General features: G+C 70.9%; 13 protein-coding genes and 1 pseudogene. 5 read left to right on the forward strand and 9 right to left on the reverse strand.

Going from position 1 to position 13,499, the window contains the following annotated elements; genetic code table 11:
- The 5 genes from ACWEVP_RS05480 to ACWEVP_RS05500 form a co-directional block, all read right to left on the reverse strand.
- A complete protein-coding gene (locus ACWEVP_RS05480) occupies window positions 1-960 on the reverse strand; it encodes an FkbM family methyltransferase (RefSeq protein WP_452061425.1) in 960 nt (319 codons plus the stop codon).
- Window positions 957-1,952, reverse strand: coding sequence for a GDP-mannose 4,6-dehydratase (gene gmd / locus ACWEVP_RS05485; protein ID WP_452061426.1), 996 nt, complete (start codon window positions 1,950-1,952; stop codon window positions 957-959). Before gmd ends, ACWEVP_RS05480 begins: the two co-directional genes overlap by 4 nt.
- Window positions 1,953-2,149: 197 nt before the next feature.
- Window positions 2,150-2,818: a response regulator gene (locus tag ACWEVP_RS05490; protein WP_452061427.1), complete on the reverse strand. Its 669-nt coding sequence runs from the start codon at window positions 2,816-2,818 to the stop codon at window positions 2,150-2,152.
- Complete coding sequence (locus ACWEVP_RS05495) at window positions 2,815-3,894, reverse strand: sensor histidine kinase (protein WP_452061428.1); 1,080 nt, start codon at window positions 3,892-3,894, stop codon at window positions 2,815-2,817. Before ACWEVP_RS05495 ends, ACWEVP_RS05490 begins: the two co-directional genes overlap by 4 nt.
- Window positions 3,895-3,988: 94 nt before the next feature.
- Window positions 3,989-4,822, reverse strand: coding sequence for a helix-turn-helix transcriptional regulator (locus ACWEVP_RS05500; protein WP_452061429.1), 834 nt, complete (start codon window positions 4,820-4,822; stop codon window positions 3,989-3,991).
- Between the two features lie 101 nt (window positions 4,823-4,923).
- On the opposite strand from ACWEVP_RS05500, the gene ACWEVP_RS05505 reads away from it, so the two are divergent.
- From ACWEVP_RS05505 to ACWEVP_RS05520, 4 genes are all read left to right on the forward strand, one after another.
- The gene (locus ACWEVP_RS05505) at window positions 4,924-6,348 is read left to right on the forward strand and encodes an MFS transporter (RefSeq protein ID WP_452061430.1); all 1,425 of its coding nucleotides are present in this window, start codon (window positions 4,924-4,926) and stop codon (window positions 6,346-6,348) included.
- Window positions 6,349-6,471: 123 nt separating this feature from the next.
- Entirely contained in the window at window positions 6,472-6,798 is a 327-nt protein-coding gene (locus ACWEVP_RS05510) for a hypothetical protein (protein ID WP_452061431.1), read from the forward strand.
- Between the two features lie 4 nt (window positions 6,799-6,802).
- Window positions 6,803-7,327: an RNA polymerase sigma factor gene (locus ACWEVP_RS05515; RefSeq protein ID WP_072475243.1), complete on the forward strand. Its 525-nt coding sequence runs from the start codon at window positions 6,803-6,805 to the stop codon at window positions 7,325-7,327.
- Window positions 7,320-8,189: a VOC family protein gene (locus ACWEVP_RS05520; RefSeq protein WP_452061432.1), complete on the forward strand. Its 870-nt coding sequence runs from the start codon at window positions 7,320-7,322 to the stop codon at window positions 8,187-8,189. The genes ACWEVP_RS05515 and ACWEVP_RS05520 overlap by 8 nt, the downstream gene beginning before the upstream one ends.
- Here the strand turns inward: ACWEVP_RS05520 and ACWEVP_RS05525 are convergent.
- The 3 genes and pseudogenes from ACWEVP_RS05525 to ACWEVP_RS05535 form a co-directional block, all read right to left on the reverse strand.
- The gene (locus ACWEVP_RS05525; RefSeq protein WP_452061433.1) at window positions 8,186-9,952 is read right to left on the reverse strand and encodes a gamma-glutamyltransferase family protein; all 1,767 of its coding nucleotides are present in this window, start codon (window positions 9,950-9,952) and stop codon (window positions 8,186-8,188) included. The genes ACWEVP_RS05520 and ACWEVP_RS05525 overlap by 4 nt on opposite strands.
- A gap of 28 nt (window positions 9,953-9,980) precedes the next feature.
- Window positions 9,981-10,373 (reverse strand): VOC family protein, encoded by a 393-nt coding sequence (locus ACWEVP_RS05530; protein WP_452061434.1) that lies wholly within the window; start codon window positions 10,371-10,373, stop codon window positions 9,981-9,983.
- A gap of 124 nt (window positions 10,374-10,497) precedes the next feature.
- Window positions 10,498-11,823: pseudogene (locus ACWEVP_RS05535) on the reverse strand (UDP-glucose dehydrogenase family protein); the annotation flags it as partial.
- Between the two features lie 121 nt (window positions 11,824-11,944).
- Between ACWEVP_RS05535 and ACWEVP_RS05540 the strand changes: the two are divergent.
- Window positions 11,945-12,703, forward strand: a complete 759-nt coding sequence (locus tag ACWEVP_RS05540; protein WP_452061435.1) for an SDR family NAD(P)-dependent oxidoreductase — start codon at window positions 11,945-11,947, stop codon at window positions 12,701-12,703.
- A 39-nt stretch (window positions 12,704-12,742) separates the two neighbouring features.
- On the opposite strand, the gene ACWEVP_RS05545 is transcribed toward ACWEVP_RS05540, so the two are convergent.
- Complete coding sequence (locus ACWEVP_RS05545; protein ID WP_452061436.1) at window positions 12,743-13,396, reverse strand: class I SAM-dependent methyltransferase; 654 nt, start codon at window positions 13,394-13,396, stop codon at window positions 12,743-12,745.
- Window positions 13,397-13,499: the final 103 nt, after the last annotated feature.

Below are 13,499 nucleotides of genomic sequence, written 5' to 3' on the forward strand. Positions count from 1 at the left end.
TCAGCCCCGCCGGGCCTCCAGCTCGGCGATGCGGCCCGCCGCGGCCGCGAGCTGCGCTTCCAGCTCGGCGACCCGGGCTTCCAGTCCCGCGGTGTAGCGGGCGCTGCGGGTGCGCTGCCGTTCCTGCTCGGCGCGCGCCTGTTCCAGCTCGGCGAGGTAGTCGGCGGCGCGCCGGTGCGTCTCCTGCAGCTCCCGCAGCTCGGCCTCCATGCGGCGGGCGTAGCCGATCTCGGCCGCACGGCCGGTGCGCAGCTCTTCCAGCGCCTTGGCCTGTTGCACGATGTCGTAGCGCTCGTAGTCGTCGAAGACGTTGGCGGGCGCGGCGAGCTTGTCGAGCGCCTCGGCGTCGTCGGCCTGCGCGTAGAAGCGGTTCAGGCCGTCGAAGAGCCCGCAGCGGTAGCCCGCGTCGAGCAGCATCGGCTCCCACTCGGTGTGGGTCTGCGTCTGCGCGCCGGGCTCGGTGGCCTCGACGACGAGCACCCGCGGCCGGTGCCGCGTCCAGTCGCCGCCCTCGATCACCGCGCGCTCGGCGCCTTCGACGTCGATCTTGAGGAAGTCGACCGCGCCCGGGTGCTCGTCCAGCACGGCGGCCAGCGTCGTCAGCTCGACCTCGACGGTGTTCACGCGCCAGCCGCGGTCCTCGCGGTACCGGCCGGCGAGCCCGTCGTCGAGCGTCGACCAGCCCCACTCGTTCTCGACGACGTGCAGCTTCGCCGTGCCCGGGCGCGCGCCGACGGCGACGTCCAGGTTCAAGTCCTCCGGCCGGGCCGCGCGCAGCTCCCGGGCCTTCGCCGGGATCGGCTCGATGTTGATGCCACGCCAGCCGAGGTCGTAGAAGTGCTTCGTCACCGACGCGACGAGCGGATCCCCGGCACCGATGTCGACATAGCGACCGGTGTCCTGTCCCGCGAAGACGCGCGCGAGCACCACGTCCTCGGCCTGCTGCGCGTAGCTGATCATGGCAGCGAAATGCCGGCCTTCCCCGCTTCGAGCTTCAGGTCGTGGTCGACCATCATCGCGACCAGGTCCTCGAACCCGACCTCCGGCTTCCAGCCAAGCTCGGTGTGGGCCTTCGTGGCGTCGCCGACCAGGAGGTCGACCTCGGCGGGCCGGAAGAACCGCGGGTCCTGCTCGACGAACCGCTCCCAGTCGTCGAGGCCGGCGTGCTTGAAGGCCAGGTCGACGAAGTTGCGGACGCTGTGCGTGCGCCCGGTCGCGACGACGTAGTCACCCGGCTCGTCCTGCTGCAGCATCTGCCACATCGCGCGGACGTAGTCACCGGCGAAGCCCCAGTCGCGGCGCGGGTCGAGGTTGCCGAGCATCAGCTTTTCCTGCAGCCCGAGCTTGATCCGCGCGACGGCGTTGGTCACCTTGCGCGTCACGAACTCCATGCCGCGGCGCGGGCTCTCGTGGTTGAAGAGGATGCCCGAGCAGGCGAAGAGGCCGTAGCTGTCGCGGTAGTTCACGGTGATGTCGTGCCCGAACACCTTCGCGACGCCGTAGGGCGAGCGCGGGTAGAACGGCGTCTGCTCGGTCTGCGGCGATTCGCGGACCTTGCCGAACATCTCCGAGCTCGACGCCTGGTAGAAGCGGATCGGGTTGTTCTGGCTGCCGCCGACCATCCGGACGGCGTCGAGCAGCCGCAGCACGCCCAGGCCGGTGACGTTCGCGGTCAGCTCGGCCTGCTTGAAGCTGAGGGCGACGAAGGAGATCGCGCCGAGGTTGTAGACCTCGTCCGGCTGCACCTGCTCCAGGACCCCGACCAGGCTGGAGAGGTCTTGCAGGTCGCCCTCGACGATCTCGACGTACGGGTACTCCGTGCGGATCATGTCGATCCGAGGGTTGTTCTGCCCCTTGACCAGGCCGAAGACCTCGTACTGCTGCTCGTGAAGCAGCTCGGCAAGGTACTGGCCATCCTGACCGGTGATACCGGTGATCAACGCACGTCGCACCCGCTGAGGATAGCCGGGTAGTAACCGTCACTTAGCCCGAAGGTGTGACTTCGGCCGTGTCGGTGAACGCCGTCCCACTCCCGCGCGCCTTCTGAGCAGAGCATCGGCCCGGAGAGGAGGCACCGTGATCTGGATTTGCCTGGTGAGCGTCCTCGCCGTCGTGTTCCTGGTCCGGACGTTCCGCGTCGTGCGCCGGGTCAGGCGGAGTGACGTGGGGTGACCAGCCCCGACTCGTAGGCCAGCACCACCAGCTGCGCCCGGTCGCGCGCGCCGATCTTCGTCATGATGCGGCTGACGTGCGTGCGGGCCGTCGCGGTGGAGATCACCAGGTGGGCCGCGATCTCGTCGTTCGACATGCCGCCCGCCACCAGCCCCAGCACCTCGCGCTCGCGGTCGGTGATCTCGCGGACGGCGCTGGTGTCGATGCGCCGGTTCTCCGGGCGGCCGACGAACTCCTGGATCAGCCGCCGCGTGACGGTCGGCGCCAGCAGCGCCTCCCCGCTCGCCACGACCCGCAGCGCGCGCAGCAGCTCGACCGGTTCGGTGTCCTTGAGCAGGAACCCGCTCGCGCCCGCGCGCAGGGCTTCGTAGACGTACTCGTCGACGTCGAACGTGGTCAGGACCAGCACCTTCGTCGCGGCGAGGTCGGGGTTCGCGGTGATCCGGCGGGTCGCTTCGAGGCCGTCGACCCCGGGCATCCGGACGTCCATCACGACGATGTCCGGCCGATGCTCGACCGCGCCGGCGACGGCCTGTTCGCCGTCACCGGCCTCGCCGACGACCTCGAAGCCGTCCTCGGTCTCCAGCAGCACGCGGAACCCGGCGCGGACCAGGACCTGGTCGTCGGCCAGCAGGACGCGGATCATGCTTCCCCCTCGATCGGTAGCTCGACGCACACTTCGAAACCGTCGTCGACCGGCCCGGCGGTACATCGCCCGCCGAGCGCGGCGGCGCGTTCACTCATGCCCCGCAGGCCGTGGCCCGGAGTCGGCTGGGCGGTGCCGCGGCCGTCGTCGCGGACCCGCAGCGTGAATGCGCCGTTTCGGCGTTCGAACCGGACGTCGACGTGTTTCGGCTGGTCGGCGTGCCGGACGACGTTCGTCAGCGACTCCTGCAGGATCCGGTAGGCGGCCGCGTCGACGGGTGCGGGGAGGTCGCCCGCCTCGCCGTGGACGTCGACGGTGAGCCCGGCGTCGCGCGCGTGGTCCAGCAGCTCGGCCGCCTGGGCGAGGCTCGGCGCGGGCGCCTTGTCCTCACCCGAGCGCAGCACGGCCAGCGTCGCGCGCAGGTCCTTGAGCGCGGACGCGCTGGCCGCCTTGATGTTCAGCAGCGCCTCTTTCGCCTGCTCGGGCCGCCGGTCGGCGACGTGCGCGGCGACGCCGGCCTGGACGTTGATCATCGCGAGGCTGTGCGCGACGACGTCGTGGACCTCGCGGGCGATCCGCAGCCGTTCCTGCTCGGCGAGCCGGTGCCGGTGCTCGTCGGCCTGCTCGCGCCGGGCGGCGAGCGCGTCGAGCTGGTACCGGACGGCGGTCCCGACCCCGATCACGGCGGTCTGCCAGACGAGGAGGAAAGCGGCGCCGGCTTCCAGCGTGAACGACCTCGTCACGACGACGTGCACGACGTAGGCGGCGGCGAGCGCCGAGGCACCGGTGATGCCCGCGGTGAGCGGCCCGCGCTGCCTGGTCAGCACGAACAACGCGATGGTCGGCACCAGGATGACCGGCCCGCCGGGCAGGCCGGAGGTGTAGTAACCGAACGCGGAAGCGGCCGTGACCAGGAAGAGCGTCAGCGGGAAGCGGTGGACGAACAGCAGCGTGAGGACGGTCGCGGCGAGCCACGCGAACCCGAGCGGCGTCAGCGGCGACGCCCCGGGCTGCCACCGCGAGGACGCGCTGGTCGCCCCGAGCACGAAAACGAGGACGACGACGGTGCGCGCCACGCGTCCTGCCCACGGCGGCCTTCTCATACCGCGAAAACTACCGGTCGCGCAGCGGTGGCGCGTCCGTCCCGGAGCGCGCTCGCCGCGTACGTCGTCAGTCGAACATGAGGGGCAGCTTCGCCGCCGTCTCCTCGTCGGCCGGGGTGTACGTCGAGACCGTGATCTCCGAGCGGCGGCCGTAGTAGAGGTACGTGAAGTTGAACCGCAGCAGGCCGACGTCCGGGTGCAGGTAGCGCTTCGTGCGGATCGGCTCGGAGTTGACGTCGTGGTGCGGCCACAGCTCGGCGAACAGCGGCGACTCCGCCTTGAGGCGCTTGACCAGGCTCTTCCACGCCGGCTCGGCGACGTGCTCGGCCATCGCCGCGCGGAAGGACGCGATCACGCGCGGGATGTTCGTGTCCCAGTCCAGCATCCGCTTGCGCCACTCCGGGTTGAGCAGGCACTGGACCAGGGTGTTGCGGTCCTCGAACGGGATCGCGTCGACGTCGCCCATCAGCCAGGTGTAGCCGCGGTTGTAGGCCAGCAGGTCGCAGCGGGCGTTGCGCACGGCGACCGGGTACGGCTCCAGCTTCTTGAGCATCAGCTCCATCGCCGGCGTGATGACCTGGCAGTCCTTCTCGCTTTCCGGCTCGGGCGCGCCGGCCAGGCGGAAGAGGTGGGTGTGCTCGTGCGGATCGAGGCGCAGCGTGCGGGCGATCGCCTGCAGCACCTGCTCGGACGCGTTGATGTCGCGGCCCTGCTCCAGCCACGTGTACCAGGTGACCCCGACGCCGGCGAGCTGCGCGACCTCTTCCCGGCGCAGCCCCGGCGTCCGGCGGCGGCCCAGCAGCGGGAGACCGACCTGCTCGGGCGTGATCCGCTCACGGCGGCTGCGCAGGAACCTCGCCAGCTCCTGGCGCCGGACTTCGGATTCGACGGCGGTGGTCATGGTGCCAGGATCGCACGTCTTCGAACCTGGTACCAGGTAGTCGTGATACCTGGATAAACGACAACTGGTACCAGTTTAAATCCGGGGCGATCGTAGTACTCATGACCACGACAGAACTCGCGCCGATCACCTCCGGCGCCCCGGCCCGGCCGGGACTGACCCCCGCCGGCCTGGTCACGGTGCTGCTGGGGGCGGCACTGCCCATCATCGACTTCTTCATCGTCAACGTCGCGCTCCCGACGATCGATGCCGACCTCCACGCGTCCACGGCGACGCTCGAACTGGTGGTGGCGGCGTACGGCATCGCGTACGCGGTCCTGCTGGTGGTCGGCGGCCGCCTCGGCGACTCGTTCGGCAGGCGGCGGCTCTTCCTCACCGGCCTGTGGCTGTTCACGCTGACGTCCCTGGCCTGCGGAATCGCCCCGACGGCGACCACGCTGGTGATCGCCCGCGCCGCGCAGGGGGCGGCGTCGGCGTTGCTGCTGCCGCAGGTGCTCTCGATCATCCAGGCGACGACGACCGGCGAAGCGCGCTCACGGGCCCTCGGCCTGTTCGGCGCGACGGGCGGCCTCTCGACGGTCGTCGGCCAGCTGCTCGGCGGCGCTTTGGTGGCGGCGGACGTCTTCGGAACGGGCTGGCGGCCGATCTTCCTGGTCAACGTCCCGATCGGCCTGGTCGTGCTGGTCATGGCCCGGCGACTGCCGGAGAGCCGCGCGCACAACCCGCTGGGCGTCGACCGGCTCGGGACGCTCCTGCTGGCGGTCACCCTGATGTCGTTCCTGGTCCCGCTGATGGAGGGGCGGGCACTGGGCTGGCCGGCGTGGACGATCGCGCTGCTGATCGTGTCGCCCTTCGCCGCGGCGGCGTTCGTGCACGTCGAACGGCGTCAGGAGCGCCTGGGCGGAACGCCGCTGCTGCCGCCGTCGGTGATGCGGCTGCCGAGCGTCCGGCGCGGGCTGATGGTGGCGATCCCGTTCTTCGGCGCGTTCGGTTCGTTCATGTTCGTGTACGCGATGACGCTGCAGGAAGGTCTGCACTTCGGGCCGCTGGGAGCGGGGGTCGCGCTGACGCCGCTGGCGGTCGCGTACTTCATCGTGTCGATGCTGAGCAGCCGGTTGGTGGCGCGGTACGGCCAGCGGGTGGTCCCGATCGGCGGCGCGATCACGGCGCTGGGCATGGTCGCGCTGCTGTGCACGACGCTGTCGGCGTGGCCGCACGTGACGGTGCTCGACCTGGCGCCGTCGATGGTGGCGATCGGCGTCGGGAACGCGCTGGCGATGACGACGTTGTTCCGGATCGTGCTTTCCCACGTGCCGACGGATCTGGCCGGGGTGGGGTCCGGGGTGATGACGACCAATCAGCAGACGTCGCTGGCGTTGGGCGTGGCGACGCTGGGGAGTTTGTACGCGGCGCTTTCGGGTTCGCTGGGAAGCCGGGACGCGTTCGCGTGGGTGATCGGGGTGGTGGCGCTGCTGGCGGTGGTGGTCGCGATCACCGGGCGGCGGTTGCCGGACCCCCGGGTGTGAAGGTGCGGCGGAGCCGGGTTCGGCCCGGCTCCGCCTTCCGAGTGGGCCGGCCCGCGACCCCGGCTGTGGGATTCCCACGTTTCCGGCGCCCTCGTTCGAGGTCGGAACGCGAACCTGCAGGTCATGGACAGGTACGGCTACCCCCACGAGCTCGAGTACCGGCGTGAGGCCGGTGGCGCGCGGGTGCACGAATACACCGAACTCGTCGATGACATGGGGTTCGTCCTCGAGCACCGCAGCGAGCGGTACCAGGGGTGGACCGTCCGGTACGGGACCGCCTGCGCGCACGACTACCTGTCCCGCAAGCGCGCGCGTCCCGGGACCTTCGTCGTCAGCGTCTACCGGCTCTTTCCGGGGCGGCGGGACCACGTCGTCACCATCCGGGTGACGTGGCCGCCGAAAAAAGCCAAGGTTCACCCGTCGGAAAAGCCGCGCGCCGGACGACGATGAGGGTGTGACGGAACCTCGGGTACGACCGGACCCGGCCTTCGCGCTGCTCGGGCTCTACGAGACCGCGCTGCCGGAGGTCTACGGGTACCTGCTGTCCCGGTGCGGTGACCGCACGCTCGCCGAGGAACTCACTTCCGAGACGTTCCTCGGGGCGGTCGCCGCCTGTCGCAAGGAGTACGCACCTCCAGTGAGCACCGGGTGGCTGATCGGCGTCGCCCGGCACAAGCTCGCCGACCACTGGCGGCGCAAAGAACGTGAGGAACGCGGACTGCGGCTGGTGCACGACAGCGAGCCGGACGTCGAGGACCCGTGGGACGAGCAACTCGACGCCCTGCGCGCGAGACAGGTGCTCGAGTCCCTCGGGCCGCACCACCGCGCGGCCTTGACCCTGCGGTACGTCGACGGGCTCGGCGTGCCCGAGGTCGCCGGCCACCTGGGTCGGAGCGTGCACGCCACGGAGGCGTTGCTCGTGCGGGCCCGTGCCGCGTTCCGGCGCGCCTACGAGGAGAAGGAGGGTCGCGATGCCTGAGCCTTTCGACGCGCTTCGCCGTCCCTCCGCGCGGGTCGCCCCCGACCCCGACTTCGCCGCCGAACTGCGCGACAACCTGCGTCGCGTCATCTTGAACGGAGCCGATATGACGACCACTTCCGAGGCACCGGCCACCACCGCCGAACTGCGCTCGCTGACGCCTTACCTCGCGGTGTCCGACGCGCGGGCCGCGCTCGACTTCTACGTCGAGGTGTTCGGCGCGGTGCGGCGGGGTGAGCCGATCCTGATGGACGACGGCCGCGTCGGGCACGCGGAGCTGGCCATCGGCGACGCGGTGCTGATGCTCGCCGAGGAGTACCCCGAAATCGGGCACACCGCTCCACGCGAAGGCGGTGCGTCCGTGCGGGTGGAGGTGCCGGACCCCGACGTGTCGGTGAACCGCGCGCTGGAACTGGGCGCGACGCTGATCCGCGCGGTGAGCGACTCGCCGTACGGCCGGGGCGGCGCGTTCCGCGACCCGTTCGGCCAGCGCTGGCTGGTCTCGCAGGCGGCACCCGCGCGCGCGGCCCGCCCCGGCGAGGCCATGTACTTCACGTTCCAGGTCCCGGAAGCCGAGCCGGCGAAGTCGTTCTACGGCGCGGTGCTGGGCTGGGAGTTCACGCCGGGCTCGGTGTCCGACGCGTGGGGGTTCTCGGGCCCGGGTCTCGAGGGCGGCCTGTGGGCCGGCGACCGCCAGGTGGGCTGGAAGCTGATGTACGCGGTCGAGGACCTCGAGGCCGCCTTGACCCGCGTGCGGGAGCAGGGCGGCCGGGCGGGAGAGGTGGAGAACCACCCGTACGGCACGACGGCCGACTGCACCGACAACCAGGGCATCGAGTTCTGGCTGTGGCAGAAGCCTTAACGACCGGCCGCGTAGCCCTGCATTCCCCGGGCGTTCGCCGCCGCGTGGAGGAGGCCGTCCGAGCGCGAGACCGCCGACAGGCGACCGAGGGCCCAGTCGCCTGCGTCGACCAGTGAATGGCCGCGCTCGCGCAGGGCGTCCAAAGTGGACGATCCCAGCCGGGACTCCACCACCAGCTCGCGCGGGTTCCACGAGCGCGGGTAGAACGAGCTCGGGAACGCCGTCGTGTGCCAGGCCGGCGAGTCGATCGACTCCTGGAGGTTCAGCCCGCCGTACACGTGGGCCAGCCAGAAGCACAGCTGCCACTGGTCCTGCTGGTCCCCGCCGGGGGTGCCGAACGCCAGCGTCGGGACCCCGTCGCGCAGCGCCAGCGACGGCGACAGCGTGATCCGCGGGCGCTTGCCCGGTGCCAGGGAGTTCGGCAGTCCCTCCTCCAGCCAGAACATCTGGCCGCGGGAGTCCAGGCAGAAGCCCAGCGACGGGATCGTCGGGCTCGACTGCAGCCAGCCGCCGGACGGCGTCAGCGACACCAGGTTGCCCGCCGCGTCGACGACGTCCAGGTGGACCGTGTCGCCGCGCGTCTGCCCCTGGGGGCCCACCGTCGGCTCGCCCGTCGCACCGCCTTCCGCCTGGACGCCCTGCAGCGAGTCCAAGATCGCCGGAAGCCGGGCCGGGCCGCGCGCATCTCCTGGCCGGAGCGAAGGAGAAGCCGAGTCGGTGATCAACGCGCGGCGGGCGTCGGTGTAGGAAGCCGAGAGGAGCACGTCCAGCGGCACGTCCGTGTCGCCGTACCAAGCCTCACGGTCCGCGAACGCCAGCTTCGCCGCTTCGGTCGCCAGGTGCACCGTGCGCTCCGACGGAATCCCGTCCACATAGCACAGCTCGTCGCGGAAGCCGTGCAGCAACAGCGCCTGCTGCAACAAAGCGGGCCCCTGCGTCCAGCCGCCCATCTTGACCAGGCGCCAGTCGTCGACGTCCACGAACGCCGGGTCCTCGTACGTCGCCGACCACGACGCCAGGTCGTCTCCGGTCAGCAGGCCCGCGTGGTCGCGGCCCGAGTCGTCGCGGAACGCGGTCCGGCCGAACTTTTCGATCTCTTCCGCGACAAACCCCTGTGACCAGGCACGACGGCCCGCGTCGATCTGCGCTTCGCGTCCTGAGACCGATTCCGCTTCCCGCAGCAGACGCTCCCACGTGTCCGCCAGGACCGGGTTCCGGTGCAGACCCGAGGCCGGCTTGCCGGAAGGCATCCACAGCGCCGCCGACGTCGGCCAGTGCTCGGTGAACAACCTGACAACGGCCCTGATCGTGTCGCCGACTCGCGGCACCAACGGGACTCCATTGCGCGCGTAGCCGATCGCGTAGGACAGCACCGACCGCAGCGACTTCGTCCCGTAGTCGCGCAGCAGCAGGAGCCACGCGTCCCACGCGCCCGGGACGGTCGCCGGGAGCAGGCCGCTGCCCGGGATCAGCTCGAGGCCCAGCGACGCGAAGTGCGAGACGGTGGCCCCCGCGGGCGACGGGCCTTGGCCGGCCAGCGCCCGCGGGGTCGGGTCGTCCGCCGTCACGAAGAGGCCGGGTACCTGGCCCGCCGGACCGCACAGGTGCGGCTCGGCGACCTGCAGGACGAACCCGGCGGCGACCGCCGCGTCGAACGCGTTGCCGCCGTCCTCCAGCACCGCCATCCCGGTGGCCGAAGCCAGCCAGTGCGTCGATGCCACCATCCCGAAGGTGCCGGCCAGCTCGGGCCTCGTCGTGAACATGCCCCGATAGTACGCAAAGCTAAGGAACTTACCAGCTGGCCGGACGCCGCCGTTCCGGCTCGTACGGCTGCGTGATGATCTCCATCCCGTTCCCGCCGGGATCGAGGAAGTAGACGCCACGGCCGCCGTGGTTGTGGTTGATTTCGCCGATCTGCTTCATCTGCGGATCGGCGAAATAGGTCACGCCCGTTTCGACGAGCCGCGCGAAGACGGCGTCGAAGTCGTCTTCGGGGACCAGGAAGCAGTAGTGCTGCAGGCGAAGGTCCGCTTCGGGGACGCTCGCGAAGTCCAGCCGGACGCCGTTGCGCGTCTCGACGGGGATGAACGGACCCCATTCCTCCCCGACTTCGAGGCCGAGCAGGGTCGCCAGGAATTCGGCGGATTCCCGGTTGTTCCGGGACGGGACGATCAGATGGTTCAATTCAACGGAAACGGAAACTGACACGGTGAAATGCCTCCACGGGCACTCCCGCCACCTCCATGCCTCACCCAGCCGGTGACCGACACGCGATGCCGTGCTGATCACCATAGCCAAGAGCGAGCCCTCAAGACACCTTGATTTTCGCCGCCGCACGCGGCCGCCCTACGCCCTGCCAGGACAGGCCCGCGTCGACGATCGCGCGCGGGTCCAGCAGGTTCCGCGTGTCGACGACGTCGATACCCTCCATCAGCTCGGCCATCGCGGCCCAGTCGAGGTGCTTGAACTCCGCCCACTCGGTCAGCACGACGACGGCGTCCGCGTCCTTCGCGACCTGGTAGGCGTCGTCGACCACGGTCATCCCGGCGATCTCGCCGTCGACCGCCGGGTCGTAGGCGACCAGGTCGGCGCCCAGTGCGCCCAGCACCGACGCCACGGCGAGGGCGGGCGAGTCGCGCAGGTCGTTCGTGCCCGCCTTGAACGCCAGGCCGAGCACGCCGATCCGCGCGCCGGCCAGCGTGCCGCCGACCGCGCCGGCGATCTTCGCGACGATGCGGTCGCGCTGGGCGATGTTCTCGTCGATCGCCGAGGTCAGCATCCTGAAGTCGTAGTTGACCGACTCGGCCACCTTGACCAGCGCGCTCGTGTCCTTCGGCAGGCACGAGCCACCCCAGCCGGGGCCGGGCTTGAGGAACGACCGCCCGATCCGCCGGTCGTAGCCCATGCCCTCGGTGACGAGGTCGATGTCCGCGCCGAGCCGTTCGCACAGCTCGGCGATCGAGTTGACGTAGGACAGCTTCAGCGCGAGGTAGCAGTTCGCGGCGTACTTCACGAGCTCAGCGCTGGCCGCGTCGGCGACGACGACCGGCGCGTCCAGTTCGGCGTACAGCTCGCCGACCCAGTGCGCGGCCGCGCGGTCTTCGGAGCCGACGACGATCCGGTCCGGGCCCAGGAAGTCCGCGACCGCGGTGCCCTCGCGGAGGAACTCGGGGTTCGACACCACCGGCACGTCGGTCCGGCCGAGCATCGCCTGGATCCGCTTCGACGTGCCGACCGGGACCGTCGACTTGGTGACCAGCGCGCAGCCGGCGGGCAGGACGTCGCCGATCTCGGCGGCCACGGCTTCGACCGCGCGCAGGTCCGCGGAGCCGCCGGCGCCCATCGGCGTCGGGACGCAGAGGAACACGGCCTGGGCGTCGCGGACCGCGTCCCGCGCACCGACGACGAACTGCAGGCGGCCCGCCGCGATCCCGCGGGTGACCAGGTCGGCCAGCCCCGGTTCGAGGATGTCCACGCGCCCGGCGGCGAGGCGCGACACCTTCGCCCGGTCGACGTCCACGCAGGTGACGGAATGACCCAGACTGGCCAGGCAGGCCCCCGTGGTCAGTCCGACGTACCCCGTTCCCACCACCACGATCCGAGCAGGCGTCATGCCGCTGAAGGTGACAGCCGGAGTTGACCACGACGCTAACGGAACCGGTCGCGCCCGGGAGCGGTGAGCGAAGACACGAACCCCGCGTGCGAACGAGCGTTAACCTGAGTCCGCGAATCGGACCACGAAGGGAACGGCACAGATGCAGATCACCGACACCGCGGCGCTCGTCACGGGTGGCGCGTCCGGCCTCGGCGGGGCGACGGCGAAGGCCCTCGCGGCCAAGGGCGCGCGGGTGTTCGCGCTCGACCTGGCGCCGTCCATCGAGAAGGCCGAGCAGATCGACGGCATCACCTACGTCGAGGCCGACGTCACCGACGTCGAACAGGTCGAGGCCGCCGTCGCGACCGCTTCGGGCTCGGGCGTACCGCTGCGGACCGTGGTGAACTGCGCCGGCATCGGGCCGTCCGCGCGGATCCTGTCCAAGAAGGGCCGCCACGACCTCGCGCTGTACGCGAAGGTCATCCAGATCAACCTGGTCGGCACGTTCAACGTGCTGACCGTCGCGGCCGAGGCGATCGCGAAGACCGAGCCGCTCGAGGACGACGCCCGCGGCGTCATCATCAACACCGCGTCCATCGCCGCGTTCGACGGCCAGATCGGGCAGGTCGCCTACTCGTCGTCCAAGGGCGGCGTCGTCGGCATGACGCTCCCCGCGGCCCGCGACCTGGCCTCGCACGGCATCCGCGTGCTGACCATCGCGCCCGGCATCGTCGACACGCCGATGCTCGCCACGGTCAGCGACGACTTCCGCGCGTCGCTCGCCGCCGGCGTCCCGTTCCCGAAGCGCCTCGCGCGGCCGGACGAGTACGCCCAGCTCGCGCTGTCGCTCATCGACCACGACTATCTGAACGGCGAGGTCGTCCGCATGGACGGTTCGCTGCGGATGGCCCCGCGCTGATCCCGACGCCGGGGCACGTGCGTGCCCCGGCGTCCGTGGTCAGCGGGTCAGGCGGACCTCCAGGCCGATGCCGTCGGTGGTCACCGAGCAGCCACCGAACGCGCTTTCGGCGGCCAGCGCCTCGAACTGTTCCCGCGTGAACGCCCGCCGCCGCAGCCACGCCAGCGTCTGCCGGACGGTGAACCCGCTGATCGCGCCGACGTTCATCCGGTCGACCTCGCGGCCGATGTCCGCGCCGGTGGCCTCGTGGTTGAGGTCGTGGATGACAGCGAACCCGCCAGGGCGCAGCACGCGGTGCATCTCGTTCAGCGCCGCCACCGGCTGCCGGAAGTTCTTGAACGCGGCCTGGCAGACCAGGAAGTCGAACGACTCCGCCGCGAAGGGCGCGTTCGTGATGTCGCCTTGGCGAAAGTCGATCTCCAGGCCCGCGCGGTTCTCCCGGGCGATCTCGACCATCGTGTGGCTGATGTCCAGCCCGGTGACGCGGAAGCCGCGCTTGGCCAGCTCCACGGCGAAGAAGCCCGGCCCGGGCGCCACCTCCAGGACTTCGGCGCCGTCGGGCCAGCCCGCCGTGACCTCGGCCGCCTGCCGCCGGTACTGCGCGAGCTGGGCCTCGGTGCCGCGGTTCTTGGCGTACCAGCGGGCCTGGAAGCCCTCCATCTCGGGCACTTTGTGCTTGCGGGTCGTCTCCATGGGTCTCTCCTCTTCGGGTGAACCGAACCGGAGAGCCGCCCGGTTATCCTCGTGGTGCCACCTCGGGGCCGGGCGCGCTCGGTTCGGGGTCGAGGACCCCGGG

Source organism: Amycolatopsis sp. NPDC003865, from assembly GCF_053605345.1.